Annotated in this window: 15 protein-coding genes and 5 pseudogenes; 10 read left to right on the plus strand and 10 right to left on the minus strand. The window is 61.5% G+C overall.

The features are described from left to right. Nucleotides 1-78: 78 nt before the first annotated feature. Nucleotides 79-1,527: an aldehyde dehydrogenase gene (locus ABJ99_RS25970; RefSeq protein WP_054088286.1), complete on the minus strand. Its 1,449-nt coding sequence runs from the start codon at nt 1,525-1,527 to the stop codon at nt 79-81. Nucleotides 1,528-1,605: 78 nt separating this feature from the next. Next, nucleotides 1,606-2,442 carry a p-hydroxycinnamoyl CoA hydratase/lyase gene (locus ABJ99_RS25975; RefSeq protein ID WP_054088229.1) on the minus strand — a complete coding sequence of 279 codons (837 nt, stop codon included), beginning with the start codon at nt 2,440-2,442 and terminating at the stop codon, nt 1,606-1,608. Between the two features lie 213 nt (nt 2,443-2,655). On the opposite strand from ABJ99_RS25975, the gene ABJ99_RS25980 reads away from it, so the two are divergent. Beyond that, nucleotides 2,656-3,144: a MarR family winged helix-turn-helix transcriptional regulator gene (locus ABJ99_RS25980; protein WP_054088230.1), complete on the plus strand. Its 489-nt coding sequence runs from the start codon at nt 2,656-2,658 to the stop codon at nt 3,142-3,144. Between the two features lie 111 nt (nt 3,145-3,255). On the opposite strand, the gene ABJ99_RS25985 is transcribed toward ABJ99_RS25980, so the two are convergent. The 3 genes from ABJ99_RS25985 to ABJ99_RS25995 all read right to left on the minus strand — a co-directional run bounded on the left by ABJ99_RS25985 (nt 3,256) and on the right by ABJ99_RS25995 (nt 6,614). After that, nucleotides 3,256-4,203, minus strand: a complete 948-nt coding sequence (locus ABJ99_RS25985) for a SphA family protein (RefSeq protein WP_054088231.1) — start codon at nt 4,201-4,203, stop codon at nt 3,256-3,258. A gap of 84 nt (nt 4,204-4,287) precedes the next feature. Beyond that, on the minus strand, nt 4,288-5,055 hold the full coding sequence (locus ABJ99_RS25990) for a coniferyl-alcohol dehydrogenase (protein ID WP_054088232.1): 768 nt from the start codon (nt 5,053-5,055) through the stop codon (nt 4,288-4,290). Between the two features lie 77 nt (nt 5,056-5,132). Then, complete coding sequence (locus tag ABJ99_RS25995; protein ID WP_054088233.1) at nt 5,133-6,614, minus strand: benzaldehyde dehydrogenase; 1,482 nt, start codon at nt 6,612-6,614, stop codon at nt 5,133-5,135. Between the two features lie 282 nt (nt 6,615-6,896). Here ABJ99_RS25995 and ABJ99_RS26000 point away from each other — a divergent pair, with 282 nt between their 5' ends. Next, entirely contained in the window at nt 6,897-8,669 is a 1,773-nt protein-coding gene (locus ABJ99_RS26000) for a sigma-54-dependent Fis family transcriptional regulator (RefSeq protein WP_054088234.1), read from the plus strand. 42 nt (nt 8,670-8,711) lie between these two features. Here the strand turns inward: ABJ99_RS26000 and treS are convergent, their stop codons facing one another. Together treS and ABJ99_RS27970 are read right to left on the minus strand one after the other, a co-directional pair. Continuing rightward, nucleotides 8,712-10,775 carry a maltose alpha-D-glucosyltransferase gene (gene treS / locus ABJ99_RS26005; protein ID WP_054088235.1) on the minus strand — a complete coding sequence of 688 codons (2,064 nt, stop codon included), beginning with the start codon at nt 10,773-10,775 and terminating at the stop codon, nt 8,712-8,714. Between the two features lie 127 nt (nt 10,776-10,902). Next, nucleotides 10,903-11,049, minus strand: a pseudogene (locus ABJ99_RS27970) (LysR family transcriptional regulator); the annotation flags it as partial. A gap of 10 nt (nt 11,050-11,059) precedes the next feature. Here ABJ99_RS27970 and sbnB point away from each other — a divergent pair. From sbnB to ABJ99_RS26030, 5 genes and pseudogenes are all read left to right on the plus strand, one after another. Next, nucleotides 11,060-11,932 (plus strand): annotated as a pseudogene (sbnB, locus tag ABJ99_RS26010) (2,3-diaminopropionate biosynthesis protein SbnB); the annotation flags it as partial. Continuing rightward, a complete protein-coding gene (locus ABJ99_RS26015; RefSeq protein WP_054088237.1) occupies nt 11,932-13,644 on the plus strand; it encodes an FAD/NAD(P)-binding protein in 1,713 nt (570 codons plus the stop codon). The pseudogene sbnB and the gene ABJ99_RS26015, both read left to right, overlap by 1 nt. A gap of 43 nt (nt 13,645-13,687) precedes the next feature. After that, on the plus strand, nt 13,688-14,332 hold the full coding sequence (locus tag ABJ99_RS26020) for a LysE family transporter (RefSeq protein WP_054088238.1): 645 nt from the start codon (nt 13,688-13,690) through the stop codon (nt 14,330-14,332). 36 nt (nt 14,333-14,368) lie between these two features. Further along, nucleotides 14,369-15,523: an iron-containing alcohol dehydrogenase gene (locus ABJ99_RS26025; RefSeq protein WP_054088239.1), complete on the plus strand. Its 1,155-nt coding sequence runs from the start codon at nt 14,369-14,371 to the stop codon at nt 15,521-15,523. Between the two features lie 3 nt (nt 15,524-15,526). Continuing rightward, entirely contained in the window at nt 15,527-16,705 is a 1,179-nt protein-coding gene (locus ABJ99_RS26030; protein ID WP_054088240.1) for a serine hydrolase domain-containing protein, read from the plus strand. Here the strand turns inward: ABJ99_RS26030 and ftrA are convergent. Then, nucleotides 16,665-17,618, minus strand: coding sequence for a transcriptional regulator FtrA (ftrA, locus tag ABJ99_RS26035; RefSeq protein WP_054088241.1), 954 nt, complete (start codon nt 17,616-17,618; stop codon nt 16,665-16,667). The two genes, ABJ99_RS26030 and ftrA, sit on opposite strands and share 41 nt — an antisense overlap. Before the next feature lie 124 nt (nt 17,619-17,742). Here ftrA and ABJ99_RS26040 point away from each other — a divergent pair. The 3 genes and pseudogenes from ABJ99_RS26040 to ABJ99_RS26050 form a co-directional block, all read left to right on the plus strand. Next, nucleotides 17,743-18,349: pseudogene (locus ABJ99_RS26040) on the plus strand (DJ-1/PfpI family protein). Nucleotides 18,350-18,667: 318 nt separating this feature from the next. Then, nucleotides 18,668-18,928 carry a helix-turn-helix domain-containing protein gene (locus tag ABJ99_RS26045; protein ID WP_054088242.1) on the plus strand — a complete coding sequence of 87 codons (261 nt, stop codon included), beginning with the start codon at nt 18,668-18,670 and terminating at the stop codon, nt 18,926-18,928. A 35-nt stretch (nt 18,929-18,963) separates the two neighbouring features. Next, nucleotides 18,964-19,368: pseudogene (locus ABJ99_RS26050) on the plus strand (LysR substrate-binding domain-containing protein); the annotation flags it as partial. A 2-nt stretch (nt 19,369-19,370) separates the two neighbouring features. Here ABJ99_RS26050 and sbnA read toward each other — a convergent pair. After that, a pseudogene (gene sbnA / locus ABJ99_RS26055) lies at nt 19,371-20,576 on the minus strand (2,3-diaminopropionate biosynthesis protein SbnA); the annotation flags it as partial. Between the two features lie 5 nt (nt 20,577-20,581). After that, nucleotides 20,582-21,904, minus strand: coding sequence for a lysine N(6)-hydroxylase/L-ornithine N(5)-oxygenase family protein (locus ABJ99_RS26060; protein ID WP_054088243.1), 1,323 nt, complete (start codon nt 21,902-21,904; stop codon nt 20,582-20,584). Nucleotides 21,905-21,906: the final 2 nt, after the last annotated feature.

A 21,906-nucleotide genomic window follows, 5' to 3' on the forward strand; every position in this document is an offset into this window, starting at 1 on the left:
GCAGCCTTGTTATTGTTATGCGTGGCTCACTGACAATAACGTATTGGCTACCAGACGTTGCTGTCAGTGCAGGAAATTTCAGATCGGATAGTGGCGCTGGCCGTTTTGCAAGGTCACCCAACGCAACTGGGTGAACTGCTCGATCGAGGCCTTGCCGCCAAAGCTGCCATAGCCGCTGGACTTGACCCCGCCGAATGGCATGTGTGCCTCGTCGTGGACGGTCGGCCCGTTGATGTGGCAAATGCCCGACTCGACCCGCTGGGCCAGTGCCAGAGCCCGGCCGGTGTCGCGGCTGAATATCGCCGCAGCCAGACCGAACTCCGAATCATTGGCCAGCCGTAGCAGCGCTTCGTCCCCTTCCCCGCGAAGCATGACGGCGACCGGCCCGAAAGACTCTTCGTGGTACAGGCGCATGCGATCTGTCACCCCGTCGAGCAACGTCGGTTGCAAAATGCTGCCCTGCAACTGGCCGCCTGTCACCAGCGTGGCTCCTAACCCGACCGCCTCGTCGATAAGCGCCTTGATACGCGTGCCGGCGCCGACATCTACCAGCGACCCCAGTACCGAATCAGTGTCATGCGGATCGCCGGCCCGCAGGGTTTCGACCTTGGCTGCCAGCATGGCCAGAAAGCGGTCGGCAACCTTCTGATCGACGATCAGGCGCTCGGTCGACATGCAGATCTGACCCTGATTGAAATATGCGCTGAATGCCGCCGCTTCGACCGCGGCATCCAGATCGGCGTCGTCCAGTACCAGAAACGGTGCCTTGCCGCCCAGTTCCAGCAGTGCAGGCTTCAGATGACGCGCCGCCAGTTCACCAACGATGCGCCCCACCTGGGTGGACCCGGTGAAATTGACCCGGCGCACGGCAGGATTGGCGATCAGCCGCTCGACAATCGCCGCAGCATCAGCCGGCGCGTTGCTGATCACGTTGACGACCCCGTCCCCGAGCCCGGCATCCTGCAACACCTGGCCAATCAGCCGATGCACGGCCGGACTGATCTCCGACGCCTTGAGCACCACGGTATTGCCACACGCCAGCGGCATGGCGATGGCCCGTGTGGCAAGAATCACCGGCGCATTCCATGGTGCGATGCCAAGCACCACGCCGCAGGGTTGGCGTAAAGCCATGGCAAAACTGCCGGGAACGTTGGAGGGAATCACCTCGCCGGTAATCTGGGTGGTCATTGATGCCGCTTCACGCAGCATGCTGGCCGCCAGCTGCACGTTGAAGGCATACCAGTTGGCCATCGCACCGGTTTCTCCGGCAGCGGCAATAAACTCGGCACTGCGGGCCTGCAATTGCTCGGCAGCCTTGAGCAAGCGGTTACGGCGCTCACCGGGCGCCAGAGCCGCCCAGCCCGGAAAAGCAGCCTGAGCCGCAGCCACCGCAGCGTCCGCATCCTCAAGCGTCGCAGCCGCCACCCGCGACACCACCTCGCCGGTTACCGGGTTACAGCGGTCAAACGTACGTCCGTCACGCGCCAGGCACGACCGGCCGCCAATCAACAGGGGCACATCCAGCATGGGGGATTCCTCATTATTGTTTTGGGAGCAGCGGTAAGCTTCTTGCTCAAAAGCAAACGCAAGCTCATAGCTCATAGCTCATAGCTCCCGTTTATAGGTCTCCAACCCGGGCTTGATGCTTTTGTCATCCAGGAATTGCTTCATCCCTTGTTCACGACCGCCTTCCTTGTCCAGCAGGCGCGACTGGTCGAGTTTGGCGTACAGGTAGTCTTCGTTCTGTTCCCAGGTCAGTTCGCGGCAACGTTTGAAGCCATGCTTGGCGGCACGCAGCACTACCGGGTTCTTTTCGAGCAGGTTGAGTGCGAGATCGATTGTCACCTGACGCAGCTGTGCCAGCGGTACGCTTTCATTGACCAGCCCCATCTCGGCGGCTTTCTTACCGTCGAAGGTCTTGCCGGTCATGATGTAGTACAACGACTGGCGATGACCCACGGTGTCGGCCATTGCCTTGCTCACCAGATTGCCTGGCGGAATGCCCCAATTGATTTCCGACAGGCCGAAGGTTGCCTCGTCGGCGCAGATCGCCAGGTCACAGGCAACCAGCGGGCTGAAGCCACCGCCGAAGCACCAGCCGTTGACCATGGCGATGGTCGGCTTGGCGTACATGCGCAGCAGTTTCCACTGCCATTGGGATGCCTCGCGGCGAATTTTTTCCTGAAGGATTTCCGGACCGGCGTCCACTTCCCGAAAGTACTCTTTGAGGTCCATTCCGGCAGTCCAGGCCTCCCCCGCACCGGTCAGTACCAGAATACCTGCGTCAGGGTCCTGTTCGAGGGTTTCCAGCACATCGATCATTTCCCGGTTGAGGGTCGGGCTCATGGCGTTGCGTTTTTCCGGCCGGTTGAGAATGACCCACGCGATGCCTTGTTCGATCTCGACCTTGACGGTTGTCCAGCGGCCTTCGTAACGGTTCATGGCAGTGCTCTCTTATTCTTGATTGTGGAGATGACTTCAAATTAGGCGGCAAATATAGTTATGTCAATTAACTATTAGCCATGTGAAGCAAATTCGTGGCACTCCGCCCAAATATCCCGGTCACACTTCTGCACGTTCGATAGCCATCATCTGCCAACCTCGGCAAACTGCACGGCTGCCCCGTTAAACACTTAGCAAAAGGACCGCTTCTCAATGGCCAAGCCATCCGACCTCGACGACGTCTGCCAGGCTACCGCACTGATTGAAGAGGCTTCGCCGCCTACGGATTCTGCTCTGGACGACCTGATCGGTTATGCCATGCGGCGGGCGCAACTCAAGCTTTTCCAGAACCTGATCGGACGCCTTTCAACGCACGATCTGCGACCTGCGCAGTTTTCAGCCCTGGCCATCATCGAACAGAACCCCGGCCTGATGCAGGCTGACCTCGCCAAGGCGCTGGCGATCGAGCCGCCGCAAGTCGTGCCGTTGCTCAACAAGCTTGAAAGCCGCGCACTGGCCGTGCGGGTACGCTGCAAGCCAGACAAACGCTCATACGGCATATTTCTCAGCAAGACCGGCGAAACATTGCTGCGCGAGCTGAAACAGATCGCCATCGACAGCGATCTGGATTCCACCTCGGCGCTGAATGATCAGGAACGCCAGGACCTGCTCCGGCTGTTGAAAAAGGTCTACCAGTCATAAGCCGGCCGAGTACCTCTCGTGCCAATGCATGACACGCGCGTCACCGGAGTGAGACGCGTGAGGTGCAGCGCTTTGATCACCATGCTTTGGCATGAGAGTTCTGTATGACCGCTACAACTTATGCAGAAAATTCAGCACCAGTTTGTTGCCTTCGGTACGGTTTTCCGCACCCTGTTCGAAGTAGCTGTTGACCGACATCACGTTCTCTTTGCTGAACGAATAGAGAAACCCCGGCCCGATGGCCCAGACTTTTTCCTTGCGACCGCTGACGTCATGGCCGTCCACCCGGGTATCGGTGAACTGCTTGAGCCAGTAGCCGTTCAGTCCCAGGGACAGTTGCTCGGTTACCGCATATTGCAGGGTCAGGTTGGCGTGCAGTGCCTGACCGGCCTGGGTATCGGAGACATTACCGAAACCTGCCTGCGGGTCATCGTTCTTGCCGTTCCACAAATACATGAAGCGACCGCTGGCTGACCATTTTGACGAAAACCAGTAGGTCGCGGCGTAGTAAGGGTTGAACGACCAGAAGTTGCTGCCAGGGTTGATCGAACGATTACGGTTATAAGCACCCACCGGCACCGCGATATCCGCTTCGATCCGCTGGGTCAACAAGGGGCTGCCGTCGGCGCGCGTCAAGGTGGGCAGTTGCAGAAACGGGCCGATTATCACGTCGCCAAAACCGGCGCGCGAACTTAACGCCGTATTTTCGAGCCCATCGTCCACATCGACGTGAGCCAGCGAGGTGTTGATCGCGGTAATCCCCGGCATCGCGCCATTGGCCAGCGGCTGGCCGACGTAAATGATCTGGGTCGTCATTGCCAGAACATCGACGTCCTGTTTCGGAAGTTGCTGTTTATTGCCATTGACGTCATTGAAACGGTCGGCTCTGGACGCGACGAGGTATTCCTCCAGATACCAGCCAGGCCCCGCCGGGGCTGGCGATCCGTCGTAGAAACTGGTACTGCCCAGGTTCAGGCCAGGCAAGTCATAGGCACAAGCGGTCGCTGACAAGGTCGCGAGTGAAGCGGTCGCAACGGTACGCAAGATAGACGTCTGCATCTTGTGATTCCTGTATTTATTGTTGTTATTTTCCAGAGCCCCGGCGTCGCGACCGCGCCGCCGGGGTGACAATCGACACCGTTATTACACGTATGACGCTGCCAGCCCTCCGTCTACCGGCAAATTGACTCCATTGATCCAGCGCGCTCCATCCGAGCAAAGAAAGGCGATCACCGCCGCCACTTCATCGGCCAGCGCCGGTCGCTTTATGTTCAGGCTGTCGCGTGCGATTCGCGCTTCGCCAACCATGCTCACAAAGTCGCCCAGGATCGGCGTGAACACCGGCCCCGGTGCGACGCAGTTGACCCTGACGTCTTGTTCGCGAAACCACTCCTGCGCCTGCTGAAAGCTCCAGACAATCAGCGCCTCTTTGAAATACTGGTAGCAACTGTCCTGCGCGACCGGATTGGCCGCTAGCCACTTCTGCCCTTCGCTGTAGCTTGCAGTGGCAGCCAGCGCCTTGTGCAGTTCGAGACGCTCGGCCCATTGCGAGCCGAGTACCGAGGAGACATTGACGATGCTGCCGCCCGGCGCCATGCGTGGCAGCAGGCGCTGGGTCAGATGCCGCAAACCGAGGTAGTTGATCTCGGCCACCGCCTTGACCGGCGCGGTACCGGGTACGCCGGCGATGTTGCACAACCCGTCGATCTGTCTGGGCAGACGCTCGATCAGCGCATCGATGCTGCCCGGGTCGCCCAGATCGGCCTGAAAGAAACCGTCCACGGTCAGCTGCGGTTCGTGACGGTCGATGCCAATGACTTTGGCGCCCTGGAAGCGCGCCAGTCGCGCCACCTCGGCGCCAATGCCGGATGACACGCCAGTGATGATCAGTGTTTTGCTGTTCAGGTTCATAATCACGCGCTCTTATTGTTGTTTTGAATCACGTCTTGTTTGAAACATCTTTTCTGAAAAACGGACTGCGATGACGCTCAGAACGGATAAGTCGGAGCCTTCTGCTTGATCGTCACCCACTGCCACTGGCTGTACTCGTCCCAGTCCGAAGGGCTGCCCGCGCTGCCACCATTGCCCGACGCACCACGGCCGCCGAACGAGTTGATGCATTCGTCGGCCACGGTCTGGTCATTGATGTGCAGCATGCCGCACCTGAGCCGGTCGCCAATCGCCATGGCACGCCCCACATCAGGCGAGATGACTGCGGCTGCCAGACCATATTCAGAGCGATTGGCCAGTTCGATGGCTTCTTCATCGGAGGCAAAGCTGGCGACGACAGCCACCGGCCCGAATATTTCTTCGTCGAAGGCGCGCATGCCCGGCTTAACGCCGCTGAGCACGGTCGGCCGGTAGAACAGGCCTTCGTACTCGCCGCCGGTTTCCAGCTGAGCGCCGGCGTGCAGGCTGTCGCTGACCACCTGCTGGACATGCTGCAACTGACGCTGGTTGATCATAGGCCCCAGCGCGGCTTCACCACGCGCCGCATTGCCCACCGTCAGCGCGCGAGCCTTGTCGGCCAGCTTGCGGGTCAGGCTGGCAGCGATTGATTCGTGAACCAGAATCAAACCGGTTGCCATGCAGATCTGCCCCTGATGCAGCCAGGCACCGAACGCTGCGTTGCTGGCGGCCAGGTCCAGGTCGGCGTCTTCGAGAATGATCAGCGGATTTTTACCGCCCAGTTCCAGCGACACCTTTTTCAGATTGCGCCCGGCCACCTCGGCGACTTTACGCCCTGCGCCAGTCGAGCCAGTAAAAGTGATCATCTGCACATTGGCGTCACGACACAGCGCTTCGCCCGCGTCCGCCGCACCCGGCAGAACATGCAGCAAGCCTTTGGGCAGACCGGCTTCCTCGAACAACCGGGCAATCAGAAACCCACCGCTGACCGGGGTGTGCGGGTCAGGTTTGAGCACCACCGCATTGCCAGCGGCCAACGCCGGGGCCACCGAGCGCAGGGATAACACCAGAGGGAAATTGAACGGCGAGATGACCCCGACCACGCCATGCGCCACCCGACGCGCATAGGACAGACGGCCAGCCGCGCTGGGCAGCATCAGGCCGTGACCCTGTGCCTGCGACAGCATGCCCGCCGCCTGGCGCAGCAGCACGATGCATTCGTTCACTTCATGCTGCCCCTTGTGCAGGCTGCCGCCCGTTTCGCGGGCCACATACAGTGACAATTCATCGTAGGCACAGACCGCATGATCAGCCGCGAGGAGAAAGATTTCGGCCTTCTCACGCGGCCCCATCGCCGCCCATGCGGGCTGGGCCAGTGCGGCCTCGCGGCAGGCAACCGCGATATCGGCAGCATTCGCCAGGGCAGTGTTCATCAGCAGCTCGCCGGTGGCCGGTTCGATGACCGGCAAGCCAGGTGCGGAAGAAGGAATCCAGCCGCCATTGAAGACGCATTCGGCTTCAATCGCGCGTTGCAGCAAAGGGGTGGCATCAGACGCTGACATGTTCAGACTCCGGCTTTTATGGTTTTAATCGCCTGCACCCCGTTCTACTGGAAAGCACGCGCCGTCCATCATCCAGAGCAAAGCCTGTGCCGGGATTGAAACGACTTTGTCATATATGGGCCAGACCGCTCTGAAACACGCCTTGGCGCTGCATGCCACCTGCTCCCAAGACTAAAAAGTTCTGCAGACGTCACTGCAGGCTTGTTCATTTGATCAAGCCATGATTAATAAACTGCAGGTCACATGATCATTTGAATATTATCGCCCGTCCGAGGCCAGACCATGAACGCTCCGCACTGCCCATTGCCCGATCACAGCGTTGCCACCGAACACTTCTCGCCGCGAGGCGACAGCAGACAGCCTGACGTCAGCGGTTCGCCTACCGCCGAAGAGCTGACCCATTGCCTGTTTTTCTCACCCGAAGATGGCCGCATCTGGCTTAACGATCAGCGCATGTTGTTGCTCCATAGCTCATCGTTCGGCAGCCTGCGCCGCGAGATCATCGAACGTCTTGGCCGCGAGCCGGCACGCGGAATGTTCACCCGGGCCGGTTATCTGTCCGGCGCGCGGGACGCACGACTGATTCGTGAGCGCTGGCCACTGGCCGATGCCACCTCGGCATTTCGCGCCGGAACGTACTTGCACACCCTCGAAGGCATGACCAAGGTCGAACCACTGCATTTCAAATTCGATGCTGAATCCGGGTTCTACCAAGGGGAATTTCTCTGGCATCACTCCTGCGAAGCGGACGAGCACATAGCGGCCTATGGCATCGCGCAAGACCCGGTGTGCTGGACGGAGATCGGCTATGCCATCGGCTTCGTCAGCGGCCTGTTCGGACAGATGGTGATCTTTCGGGAAATAGAGTGCCGTGGCATGGGCCACGCCAACTGCCGGGTGGTCGGCAAGACCGCAGAGCAATGGGGTGATGTAGAGCATGACCTGAGTTATCTGAACGTCGTGAACTCGGCCAGTGCTGCGCAAACGGGGGTGCTGGCCAGGGCTCCTGAGGACGCAGGTGCCGCCACGGCTGCCGACCAGACCCTGATTGGCGCCAGCGCCGCGTTCACTGCGGCCACTCAGGCCTTGCAGCGCGTGGCAATGACGCCGGCAACGGTGCTGATCAGCGGCGAGTCAGGCGTCGGTAAGGAAATGTTCGCTCGCCAGTTGCATCAGCTCAGTCGACAGCAGAATGGGCCTTTTATCGCGCTGAACTGCGCGGCCATTCCGGACAACCTGATCGAGGCGGAGCTGTTCGGCGTCGAGCGCGGCGCCTACACCGGCGCGACCCATTCAAGGCCTGGGCGCTTCGAGCGCGCCAATGGCGGCACGCTGTTCCTCGATGAAATCACTTCCCTGAGCCTGGCCGGGCAAAGCAAGCTGCTGCGCGCCTTGCAGGAACGCGAGATCGAACGCGTCGGCGGCGGGCACGGCATCAAGGTCAACGTTCGCGTGGTGGCCGCGACCAATGTCGACCTGCGCAAGGCCGTAGCCAGCGGCGATTTTCGCGAAGACCTGTTCTACCGGCTGAACGTCTACCCCATCGCCCTGCCCCCGCTGCGCGAGCGTCGTGATGACATTCCGTTGCTGATCAGTGCATTTCTCAAACGGTTCTGTCGGGAATACGGCAGAACCCCGGCCGGCTTGACCATGCGCGCCCTGAAAACCCTGGTGCGCTATGAGTTCGCCGGCAACGTGCGGGAATTGCAGAATCTGATCGAACGCGGCTTGATCGCCAGCGATGAAGGCCAGGCCATCGATCTGATGCATATATTCCGCAACGAATCGCTGCCTGTGGATTCCTACTCGCTGAATCACGATGGCGCACTTTCGCAGGCGTCAGGGGCCGTTACACGATTGAAGGTCGACGAGCTGCTACTGGATACGCTGAGCGAATCCGAGAGCGCGTTCTCCATCGACGATCTCGAGCGACGTTTGATCGATGAAGCCCTGCAAAAAAGCGAGGGCAACCTGGCGGCGGCCTCTCGCTTGTTGGGATTGAGTCGCGCCCAGTTCGCCTATCGCCTGAAAAAGCACCGGTTCAAGACGGCCTGAACGGCGCCCGGCGTTGCGCAGCCGGAAGGCTGCGCGCCGCGCTTATATCGGCAGGGTGCTGACTACGCGCAATGCCAGGCCTTCGTAGGCGTCGAGGGTGATGGTGAACTCACCCTGCTCGGTCAAATCACCTTCAACGCGCTCGTTGATGATATCGACCACCGGGCCCGGCGCAATGCCCGGCAGATGCAAGGTCTCGACGATGGTCTCGGCGCTGAAGTTGAGTGCCGTGATCTGCGTACCCTTGCCGGCCGGCAATTCATGCACCATGACCAGCAGGCCCGGATGCTCGACGTCCGGAATCAGAATCTGACGGCTCGCGGCAATGTCATAGGCGCGGCGCACGGCGAGAATCTTCTTCAACTGCGAGGCGAACGAATCAGGCCGTTTGAGCTGGCTGACGAGGCTGCCATACAGCGACCTTGGACGCGGCATGTTGCCCGCAGAGAACTCGGCTTCCGGGTCCAGATCGACTAGGTCGTAGGCACCCCGATGGACCCAGCGGGTGTCGCCGTCCTGCATCAGGTGCTCGACCTGCTCGGCCGGCAGCGTCAAGGCACCCACCATGTCCCAGCCGGATAAGGCAAATACGCCTGGCTGCATGGCGTTGTACATCACCAGCAACAAATGAATGTGCTGGATCTGCTGGATATCGGCGTCGGTGATGGCGTCCAGATCGCGGATGCCCAGCGCGGCCGTGATGATACTGGCTGTGGTGCAGGACACGCCGTTGGTGACGAATTTCAGGTTGTAAGGCGCATGTTCGCCCGACAGTTTCTCGTACATTTCTTCGCGAATGTGCTCGCGCAAAATGTTGCCCGGGAAGGTCTGGCCCTGATAGTGGAACGTGTCGTGGGCGTGCAGCGTCCAGAAATGCACCAGCTCCAGCGTCAACTCGTCATGGTTCTGCAAGGCATGGATCAGCGAAGCCGGATCGATGCCATAGGCATGAACCTGGCGCAGCATCAGACGCAGGAACTCGGTGGTGCCGGTCAGCAATGCATGCTGATAGGCCGGCCGGGTGATGAAGTCATAGGACAGATCCGCGCCGCCGTTGCCCATCGAGGCGATGTCGTCGATGGTCAGGTTCAGCTCCTGGAAGCTGAAACCGCCCGCCTTGCGAATCGCACCCGCCAGCAGTTGGTTGCCGGTGATCGACAACGGATGGCTTTCCGACCAGGCCGTGCCTTCAGCGCGGCGCTCGACGCCGAGGAAGCCGTTGGCATCCAGACGCAGCACGCGTGCACCCATGACGTCGATGGCGTGCAATGCATCGCCGATGATCATCTGCTGCGCCGCAAAACTCGGGTCCAGCCAGTTCAGTGAAGGCTGGCCGTCCTTGAAATAGTGCAGATACACCCAGCGCCGCGCCTTGCCATCGACGCCCTGCACCACATCCGTGGCGCTCCAGTCGGTTTCCTTGACACCAGGCTCGAAGAAAATCACCCGTTGCAACTGGCCGACGATGTAATGCTTGTCGCGCAACTGATCGACCACCTCGGGCGTCAGGTTGACAGCGTCCCGGCCTGCCGGGACGTCGGGCAGCAACTGCCAGTCTTCCTCGCGAATCTCGACCATGTGAAACAGGCCGGGATAATCTTCGTAAGCCAGTTCGGCTAGCCGGAAGTCCGCGCCCTTGCCGGTGTGCGATGGAATGATGTCATCAATGATCACCGCGTTGTGCGCTGCGGCGATGCGCGTCAGGCTCAACAGCTGCGCTTCGGTGCCCAGGTCCGGGTCGATGCCGAAGCTGATGCGGTCGAAGTTGCCGTCGATACTGGGTGTGCGAGTACGCCCTTGCAGCCCGCCGGAAAGCTTGAGCGGGCCATTGTGAATGCCCTGAATGCCGATTTCCGACAGCGCATGCCACAAGGTTTCGTCGCCCAGCGCTTCCAGCACCGAGCCGCCTTCGCGGGTGACGATCGACGCCGGGTAGGCAGTGAACCAGACCGAAGCGATAGCGGAGGCGTCTCTCGGGCGGGCCAGAGCGAACGGACGTTGCCAGAGCCTGCCCTGCCCCGAATAGGTCTTGGCGCGCTGCCGGGCGGCGTTCAACATCGATTGCTCGACCAGCCATTCCACATACTGCTTGTCCGGTATCGTCATAGCGTTCAGTCTTCCTCTTGAATCGGCGACCTGAAACGCTCCGCGAGCGGAGCGTTGTGAATGTTTTACCTATGGGTATGAGCGCTTTGGACCAAAAACGTTGCATCAGTGTCGAAAGCCAGCGCGATCAATGGCGCGAAGCCAGCATGCCGGACGGCTTCTTCAGCGCCTGAATCACCGCGTTGGCCGCGTTGGACAACAGCGAGGTCGGGCGCGCCACAATGCTGATCTGGCGCGTCACCGTCAATGGCAGCGCGATCTGCTGAAGCTCGCCAGAGTGAGTGTCCTATTTCCTGCGCTTTCCCGAGGCACCGGCCAATCGTATCATCGCGCTACCAGCCAGCCTGACCGGGGAGCAGCCGGTCAGTGGCATCAAGTGGATCTCCAGTTTTCCGGGCAATGTCGACAGTGGGCTGCAACGCGCCTCTGCGGTGCTGATCCTGAATGATCCGGCCACCGGCTACGCCTTCGCCTGCCTGGAAGCCTCGCGAATCAGTGCCATGCGCACCGCTGCGTCCGCAGTGCTGGGTGCGCGCTGGATGAATCGCCACCAACGGCACGTCGGGCGCATGGCGTTTGTAGGTGCCGGTTTCATTGCGCGAACCATCCTCGACATGTTTGTCAGCGATGGCTGGACGATGGGCTCCGTCGCCGTCTTCGATCAACACGAGGACTCGATGCGCGCCCTTGTCGAGCATGCGGCCGGACGCCACCAATTGAACTGTGAAGCGGCGGATTTGCCGGGCTGCCTGCAAGCCGACGTGGTGGTGTTCGCTACCACTGCGCCCAGCCCGTATGTGCTGGAGCCGCTCTTTCGGCCGGGGCAAGTGCTGCTGAATATTTCCCTGCGCGATCTGGGGCCGGAAGTCATTGCTCAGGCCAACAACATCCTGGATGACGTCGAGCACTGCCTCAAGGCGCAGACGTCTCCCGACCTCGCGGTTCGGCATTATCAGGACCGCTCGTTCATCACCGGCACGCTGGCACAGCTAATGACCGGGCAGATCGAGTTGGCCCCGGATCGGCCTTCGATCTTCTCGCCATTTGGCCTCGGCGTGCTGGACCTTGCCTTGGGCCAGCGGCTGTATCGCCAGGCATTGGCGGAGGGCAGTGCATTGCCGGTGCCGCGATTTTTCTTCGAATCGAGTCGCTGGTGATGGCCGTGCCCACCATTGCGATCATCGGCATGGGCTCGCGAGGCCTGAGCATTCTGGAACAATTGATAGGCATGAGTCGCCACGCCCCTCAGCAGCCGCTGCATATCGAGGTGTTTGACCCGCTGCCGCCGGGCAGTGGGTTGCACCACGCGCAGCAGGCGGATTACCTGATGCTCAATACCATGGCGGGTCAACTGTCGGCGTTTTCTTCGGCGTTTCCGGCATGCGAGCCAGCAGGCTGGACGTTTCTGCAGTGGTGCAGCGCCCATGACATCCGCCTTGACGAGCGCGGCCATGTCTGTGCTGAGGGGCAGGGCAGGCCTGTTGGCTTTGGCGACTTCGTGCCGCGTCGCTTGCTCGGGCGCTACTTGCAGGACAGCTACCGCTTTGTGCTGCACCAGTGCCCGCCACACGTGCGGGTGCGCCACTACGCGGAGCGGGTTGACGCTTGCCACGCGCTGCCCGACGCGAGCGGTTTCCGGCTGCGCAGCCAACAGCGCCAGAGGCAGGTTGATGCCGTGTTCCTGACCAGCGGGCACGCCGCAGACAGCGCTGAACAGCAGCCCTCTGGCGAAACGATTGCTATCGAAGGGCTTGGGCTGACGGCCATGGACACTCTCGCCAGCCTCACTCAGGGTCGTGGCGGGCGATACGTGCGCGATGGTGGCTTTGCGGGCTGGCGATACCTGCCGTCAGGGCGCGAGCCCAAGGTGTTTTTGTACTCGCGTTCGGGCCTGCCGTTCCACGCCCGGCCGCAATGGCAGTCGCCAAGCGAGGCGCCGCTGCCCAGGTTGTTTCTCACCGCAGAGGCCATCGACGGGCTGCGCCAGCAACGGTCAGCCGGGCAGCTGGACTTTCGGCGCGACGTGCTGCCGCTGATCAAGGATGAAATGCGCGCGGTGTTCTATCAGGCCAGAGTGCGCCTGGTAGCGCCCCGGCAATTGCCGTCAGTCCAGCGTCTGCTGTGTGAAGCAGCGTCGAGGCCTGCGCTGTTTGCTCTGCTGGCTGAGCAGTGGGGGATGTTTGAGCCTGATGAGTGGCTGGTAACCGAGCGCTGGTCAGGCTCGGCCGAGTCCTACGCGGCCTGGTTCGTCGAGTGGATCGAGCGCGATCTGGCATTGAGCAGACTGGGCACTGCACGCAGCCCGATCCGCATGGCGCTGGAAGTCTGGCGTGATTATCGCGACGTGCTGCGGTTGGTCGCCGGGCGCAATGGGTTGACCGAGGCTTCGACCCTTGATTTTTATGGCTCGTGGGCCGGGCTATCGAACCGATTGGTCGGCGGGCCGCAAAAGGAGCGGCATGAAGACCTGCTGGCGCTGATCAAGGCGGGCGTGGTGACGATGCTGCCGCCAGCGGACGAGGCGCGGCAGGTCGACTGCGTCATTCCGGCGCGGGTTGCCCATAGCGGGCTGTCGCGTCCTGCGCAGGGCCTGATCGGCGATTTGCTGGAGCAAGGGCTGATCCGCGCGTCACACTCCTGGCCCGCCGACGGCATCGAAACCGATCAGACGGGCCGTGTGCTGGGCCGTGACGGCTCACCGCAACCCAGGCTCTGGGTGCTCGGCCCGGCCGTTGAAGGCTGTACGTTCTACAACCATTACATCCCCACGCCGGAGCCCACCTGTCACGCGCTGATCGAAGCGCGGCGAGCCGTCGAGTCGTGTCTGGCAATGCTCGCAGAGCATGCCTCCAGACACCTCACGTATTAATTTAAAAAAGCGCTTTAACTAACTGATAGAAAAGGAATCATTCATGTACGAACTGACGTTACTGACAGCGCTCGCCGGTGCATTCATTGTGCTGATCATCAGCCCCGGTCCGAACTTTCTGGTCATCACCCAGTTGTCGTTCAGCCAGTCCCGGCAGCAGGGGATTTGCGCCGGGCTGGGCGTGGCTTCTGGGAGCATTCTCTGGGCGTTGCTGGCGGCCACTGGCCTGGGGCTGATTTTTCAGCAGTTGCCCTGGCTGCAACCGGCCCTGCAACTGCTCGGCGGTGCTTACCTGACGTGGCTCGGCACTAAAAGCCTGCGCAGCGCGGGCAGTCAGCCAAAGCCTCGGGACATCGGCGCGCTGGGCATCGGCAGCCTCGGGCGCGCCTATCGCTTCGGCCTGTTGACCAACCTGACCAATCCGAAGGCGCTGGCGTTTTACACCAGCGTCTTTACCACCGTCACCACGCCGGGCATGCCGATGTGGGTGCGCACAGCGGGGGTGTTGATCATCGCGGTACTGGCCATTTCCTGGTTCGTGTTGCTGGCCACGCTGTTTTCGATTCCTGCCGTGCAGGGTCGCTACCAGCGCATGAAAAAAGCTATCGACATTGTCACCGGGCTTTTCATGATTGCCTTTGGCCTGCGCCTGCTGATCGGGTTGCTGCCCGCCGGCTTGTTCAACTGAAGCGCTTGTTTGATCGATTTTCAAGGGAATACACCTATGCACAGCAATGATTGGCACTATCCGACTTCAATCCGGGCAGGTGCAGGCCGCGTCAGTGAGCTGGCCGACGCCTGTCGGGTAACGGGCATCAAACGGCCGCTACTGATCACCGACGGCTTTCTCGGCGGCACTGACATGATCGCCAGTGCCGTGGAGGACTGTCGCCGCCAACTGGGCCACTGCGGGCTGTTCGACCGGGTCAAGGGCAACCCGACCGGGACCAATGTCGCCGAGGGGCTGAAGGTTTATCGCGACGGTGATTACGACGGTGTTATCGCATTTGGCGGCGGCTCGGCGCTGGACGCCGCCAAGGCGGTGGCCTTGATGTCCGGCCAGAGCCGTCCGTTGTGGGATTTCGAAGACATCGGCGAGAATCACCTGCGCGCCGATCCACAAGGCATCGCCCCGGTCATCGCGCTGCCGACCACTGCCGGGACCGGCTCCGAAGTGGGCCGGGCGTCGGTGATCACGGATGAGCAAGCGCGCGTCAAACGCACCATCCTGCACCTGCGCATGATGCCGCGCATTGCGATTCTGGACGCCACGCTGACAGTCGATCTGCCGGCGCAACTGACGGCTGCCACCGGAGCCGACGCCTTGACCCATTGCATGGAGTCCTGGTGCTCACCGGTCTGGCACCCGATGGCCGAAGCGCTGGCGGTCAAAGGCATGCAGATGATCAAGCAGTTTCTGCCGCGCGTGGTTGCCGACGGCCACGATCTGGAGGCGCGTCAGCAGATGCTGGTGGCCTCCAGCCTCGGTGCGGCGGCGTTTCAGCGGGGGCTGGGCGGCGTGCACGCGATTGCGCAGAGCCTGGGCGCGCTTTATGACCAGCATCATGGGCTGCTGAATGCGATTTTGCTGCCTTACGTGCTGCACGCCAACCGATCGGCGCTGCTGAGGCATATGGAGGAACTGGCGGTTTATCTACGCCTGCCGGAGCCAGGTTTCAACGGCGTGATGGCGTGGGTATTAAGCCTGCGCGAGCAGATCGGCATTCCGTCTACGCTGGCCGCCATCGGCATTGATGATCGCGATGCTGAACAGGTGGGCAGGATGGCATTTGCCGACGGCTGTTCGCACACCAACCCGATTCGTCATTCGGCGCAGGAGTACGCGCAGATCTTCCGCCGTGCGGTGCAGGGGCATTGAGGCGTGGCGCACCTGGATGAAAGCGCCGTGCAGCGCCTGGCGGAGGTCTGGCAGCAGTTCGTCGATCAAGGCCGAATCGTTGGCGGCGTCGTGCTGCTGGCTGAGCATGGAACGCTGCGTTATGCCTGCGCCAGAGGCTGGGCTGACCGGGAACGGCAACTTCCGGTCAGCCGCGACACACGCTTTCGCCTCGCCTCGCTGACCAAGCTGCTGACCTCGGTCACTGTCATGCGCCTGTGTGAGCTGGGCGTGACAAGTCTGGACGCTAGGGTAAGCGACTGGCTGCCAGCCTTTCGCCCAAAGCTGGCGGATGGCCGGGAGCCCGTGATCAGCCTGCGGCATTTGCTATCGCACACCTCGGGCCTGAGCTACGGTTTCGAGCAACCGCCCGGCAATGCCTATCATCAGGCAGGCGTCTCGGACGGGCTGGACTGTGTGGCGTTCGATCTGCAGGAAAACCTGACCCGACTGGCACGCGTACCACTGTTGTTCGAGCCTGGCAGCGCGTGGGGCTATTCGCTGGCCACCGACGTGCTAGGCGCGGTGATCGAACAAGCCAGCGGTCTTCGGCTGTCGGAAGCCGTGGCCCGGTGGGTCACTGAGCCTTTGCGGATGGGCAGAACGTCGTTCAGCCACGCATTGAGTCAGCCGCTGGCGGCTGCCTACAAAGACAGCGCTGGCGTGCCGGAACGTATCGGTGACAACGATGCAGTGATGCTCGACAGTGGATGGGCACGTCTGTCATCGGCTCGCGCGTTTGACCTGACAGCTTATGAGTCGGGCGGGGCGGGCATGTTGGGCACGGCGGATGACTATCTGCACTTGCTGGAATGCCTGCGTCTGGGCGGCGCGCCGTTGCTGAGTCCGGCCAGTACCGAACTGCTGTTGAGCAACGCGATGGGGCTGCGCACGGTCGAGAACCGCGGGCCGGGCTGGAAATTCGGTCTGGGGCCGATGATTCTGACTGATCCGCTGGCTGCCGGGCAGCGACAGGGCGCGGGCACCTGGTCGTGGTGCGGCGTGTATGGCAGCCATTATTGGGTGGATCCGGTCTCGGCCATCAGCCTGGTCGCGGTGACCAACACCGCCGTCGCCGGGGCGTGGGGCGAGTTTGCCGGGGCGCTGGTCGACGCGCTGTACCTCAGACCCGGGCAAACTGTTTGCGGTAGCTGCTCGGACTGATCCCCACCAGGTTGCGGAAGTGGCGGCGGAAGGACTCTTCGGAACCGAAACCGGCCCGGTCGACCACCTCATTGAGGCGCAGCTTCGAGGATTCCAGCAGCTCCTTGGCGTAAGCCACCCGTTCGCCAAGCAGCCAGTCGTAAGGCGTCAGGCCGGTGCTTTCCATGAAACTGCGGTGCAGGGTGCGGGTGCTGAGTGCTGCACGTGAGGCCATGTCCTTGATGGTATGCGGGCGCTGCAGGTCGCTGCGAATCCAGTCCATCAGATTGGAAATCGGCCCGTCGCTGGCGGCAACCAGTTGCCGTGACGCGTACTGCGACTGACCACCTTCGCGATGCGGCGGGATCACCATGCGCTGCGCCACCATGTTGGCGACACGCGAGCCATGATCGTTGCGCACCAGGTGCAGCATCATGTCCAGCCCGGCAGCCGAGCCTGCGGCGGTGACAATCTTGCCTTGATCCACATACAACTCGTTAGGCTGGATGGTCAGGGCCGGATACATGCTGGCCAGCAGATCGGTGTAACGCCAGTGGGTGGTGACTTTGTGCCCGTCAAGCAGGCCGGCCGCCGCCAGCACGAAGGCGCCGGTGCAGATCGAGCAGATCCGCGCGCCCCGGGCGTGCGCCGCCTGAAGCTGTTCGATCAGGCGCTCTGGGACCGTGGATTCAACACCGCGCCAGCCCGGCACGATAATCGTGTCGGCGTGTTCCAGCAGCACGTCGCCCGGCATTGGCACGATGGTGATGCCACCTGCGGCAGTGATCGGCCCATCGTCGACCGGGTAGGTCGCGAACTCGTACCAGCTGACCCCGAGCTCGGGCCGTTTGAGGGCGAATACCTCGACCGTGCAGCCAAATTCGAAGGTGCACAGCTGGTTATAGATCAGGGCGACGACGAGATGATTTTTCATGGCGCGATGTTACCGGATATTGGCATTTCAGCCAGTAGTTTGGCGCGATGCGACTGCGTAATCTGCAATCCAGGTGAAACATTAACATGCAAGCGGTCTGGCAAGCAGACCCTGGAGCCAACTCGTGCCACTCAATATCGGTATCTACGTCTACGACGACGTCGAAGTCCTCGACTTCGCTGGCCCCTACGAAGTATTCACCACTGCAACCCGCATGCACGCGCGCACCAGTCGCCAGTGACCGGGCGCTGTTCAACGTCTTCACCATCGGTCGCAGCACCACGCCGGTGCGTGCGCGGGCCGGGCTGAAGGTCGACCCGGATTTTTCGATCAGCGATCACCCACCCATGGATTGCCTGATCGTGCCGGGCGGGGTGGTCAATGCCGAAATGGAAAAAGCCGATGTCATCCGCTGGATCAGTGACCAGTCAGAGCCGGGCCGTGTTGTCGCTGCGGTCTGCACCGGCGCCTTCATGCTGGCCAAGACCGGCAAACTGGCCGGCAAGCAGGTCACCACGCATTGGGAAGACATCGGCGACCTCAAGGAAATGTTTCCCTCTGTGGATGTACTCAGCACCCTGCGCTGGGTAGACGAAGGTTCATTCGTGACCTCGGCCGGTATCTCCGCCGGTATCGACATGAGCCTGCACCTGGTCGAGCGTTTGCATAGCCGTGAGCTGGCTGAGCGCACTGCGCTGCAAATGGATTTCGACTGGACCGAAAACGACTGATTCATTGCCGTGACCCAATGTGCCTCGTTCCTTTTTCGCGGCAAGCATCGGGCCCGATAGCCATAGCGACTCGATCCATAGCGGCCAGAAGACGCCCGTCTTGCCCTGGATGTCATTGATGACGGCGTGCGCCCGAAATCTGCATGACTGATCCCTTTCGGGAAGCGCAGTAGTTGCATTCCCTCCGTCTGACCCATCACTGCCGACGCCGATAACCTCGGCGGTCTGGCGTGCCAGCCGGAAATTCCTGCATTCCGATCACTTTCCCGTCCAGAGACAGGCCGCACCCAACTTTTGCAAAACCAGAGTGCAGGACACATGAAAACCCATTTCTTCAAAGTCGTTCAAACCGTCGCACTGCACGGTTCGTTCTCCGAGGCTGCGGCCATCCTGGGGTGCAGCCAGTCAAACATCAGTTACGCGATCAAGGAGGTCGAGGATTTCTTTGAAAAGCGCCTGTTCATCCGCAGCCGCACGGGCTGCACCCTGACCCCGGAGGGCAAGGTCATTACCCAGACGCTCGGCAACATCATGGCCACGCTGGAGCAACTAAAAAAAATGGGGTCAGTGGTAGTGTAACCATTCACTACCACACGCATATTCGCGAGACCAGCCTGCCTGCAGCCCTGGATTTTCTGGCCCGCCATTATCCGGACATCCACCTGAACGTGCTGCACGGCAGCGAGCAGAATCCGTCACTCGACGCGTTGCGCAAAGACATCGCCGACATCGTGATCCTTCCGGCAACCGTCCTCGGCGAGCATCATCTGCAACATCATCAGTGGTCAGATCATTACGTGCTGGTTGCTGCGCGCAGCGAACAGGCTGCAGAGCGCAGTTTTGTCGAGCAGGTGCAGAGCGCCCGTTACGTGGCCTGGCGCCACTCGGGGGTCGAGCGACTGCATCAGCAACTGGCGGCGGCGCAGGTGCGGCTGGTTCATCGCGGCGAACTCAGTTGCCTGGAGACGCTGCTGGACCTGGTTGCCAAACGGCACTGTATTTCGATCCTGCCCAGCGCTCAATAGCTGTCGGGATTGATCGTGCGACCAGCGTCGTGCTCCAGATAGGCCGTCTGCACGTCGCCGATACAGGCCAGAGGATCAGCCGCCAGCAAACGCGCCGCCACCTCCCCGTCAACCACATGAAACGGCGCGTTCTTCAGGCGCTCGGCAGCCAGCCAGACGGTCCACGAGGACAAATCCTGCGCAGCCCCGCCCGCCACACTCCCACAAGAGATTGCGGCTGAGCCAGAGAGGTCTGCCAGGGTCATGTTCAGCACGTCGCGGCCAAAACGCTGCTCGACCCAGTGATCGTCATATAGCGTGTCCAGATAACGCTCGCCCCAGTCCGGCGATAACGCCACGACCACAGAGCCGGGCTCGATGCGCTCGCGCCAGGCGTGCACCGCTGCAATCACTGTGGCGGTCGAGCCGCCGACCAGCAGGCCTTTGCTGCGTGCCAGAATCCGGCACATGGCAACGGTGCGCGCTTCCGGGACCATTTCCAGCGCATGAATACCGTCGGAATCGAAGATAGGTGGACGCTGACTGGTGCCCAGCCCCGGTATGAAGCGCCGGCCGGCCGGGGTGTCGAAGGTCACCGATCCTACGCTGTCCACGGCAATGATCTTCGTGGCCGGATGATGACGCTGAAAATGCTGAATGCAGCCCATCAACGTCCCGGTAGTCCCCGCCCCTACAAACAGATAGTCCACATGACCGAAATGCCGGCTGATCGAACTCGCCGTGGTCCGTGCGTGGGCACGCGGATTGGCCGCGTTTTCATACTGATTGGGCCATACATAACGCCGATCACTGGCCACCTTGTGGCGAATCAGCGCGATGCGCGTGCCGAGAAAACCGCCGTTGGCGTCCGGGGTTTCTACCTGAATGACCTCGGCGCCGTAACTGCGCATCATGCCGATATTGTGGCTGGAGCTGTTGGGATCGACCACGCAGGTAAACGGAATCCCGCGCTCGGCGCAGATCATCGCCAGCGCCACGCCAAGATTGCCTGACGACGACTCGATCAGAACCGTTTCGGGGCCAAGCAGACCGCGCGCCTGCACGTCATTGATCAGGCCGACGGCGGTCTTGAGCTTGATCGAGCCCGCCGGGTTGAGCGACTCCATTTTCAGGAAAAAGTCGTGACCCAGGCCGGTGACTTTCAGAAAAGCCTGATCGTGAACGATTTCGCAGAGGCTCTGGTATTCAGAAGCGTTGTGCATAAGGGTCACTTCCACTGTGCCAGCATGGGGGTATCGGCTGCCGGTTCGACGGCCTGCCCGAGTGCATTGGCGATGCGCTCGGCACGCAGCGCCATCAGCGAGAACGACTGGCTGTCGCTGATTCCGTGACTGCGTTCGGAAAGGCCGTTGACCCAGACCGTCACGTCGCACTCGCCTTCGGTGGCAACGCGGTAGTCGCGGTCGATCAGCAAGCCGCCGTCCGTGGCGGTCTTCAGCCACGGCTGTAACCCGCTCAACAGCGGCGGCACCAGGTACTGCTGATAGCCGGTGCCCAGCACCAGCACATCGACCTCCAGCACCTGAGTGCGCTGGCTGAAGGTGTCGGTCAGCGTGACCCGGTAGCCGTCGCCAGTGTGTTCGATGCCGGTGATCTCGCTGTAGGCGTAGGTCTGCAAGCGTTTGCGCCCGACGATGGCATCTTCGTAGATCAGCGAAAACAGCTTCTGGCTTTCATCCGGATCGATGCCGGCGTAATTGGTCGAGCGGCTCCAGTCGAGAAAACGCTGACGCGCCAAGGGTTCAAGGCTGTGGAAGTAATCGACATGGTCCGGCGCGAACACCCGGTTGGGGAACTGGCCCAACTGCGTGAGCTTGAAACCGGCCGAGCGATGCACCGAATGCACTTCGATGTCGGAACGACGGCTGATCAGTTCCAGCACCGACTCACTGGCGCTTTGCCCCGACCCTAGCACCAGCCAGCGCTTGGGCAGTTGCTCACCAAGTGCTTGCAGGCGGGTCAGAAATTGCGACGTGTGAAACAGCCTCGGGCCGAGCAACGCCCGAAACGGCTCAGGGATGTGCGCTGCACTGCCGCTGGACAGGATCAGGTTGCGCGTGGTGAAACTGGCGTCCGGCGTGCGAACCCGCAATTCGTGTAACCGGCCGTTGCGGACCACCGGATCGATCTCGGTGACCGGCGCATTGAACCGCGTGTGGCGGTCTGCCTGGCTGGACACCCAAGCCAGATAATCCGACCACTCGTGGCGACTGGCAGGGCGCCCCAGCAGGCCGAAATCGAACATTCGGCCCTTGTCCTTGAGGTACATGGCGAAGGAAAAGCGGCTGCGCGGGTTGCGCGGTGTCACCAGATCACGAAACACATGGTGATTGATGTCCGTCCCGGCCAGCAGCAGCTCGCGGTGCCAGTGTGTGTCGGCGGCAGCTTCCAGATAACGCAGGGAGAGCCTGCCCGAAGGGTCGTTCGCTTCGCGCGCGTCTTCGAAGGCGCAGGCCAGTGCGATCCCGGCGGGACCGAAGCCGATACACAGCGCATCGGAATGAAAAGAATGTGGCGTCGAGTTACGCATGA

Origin of the sequence: Pseudomonas syringae pv. cilantro (assembly GCF_001293775.1) — a bacterium.
In the GTDB taxonomy this organism is placed as follows: domain Bacteria; phylum Pseudomonadota; class Gammaproteobacteria; order Pseudomonadales; family Pseudomonadaceae; genus Aquipseudomonas; species Aquipseudomonas syringae_P.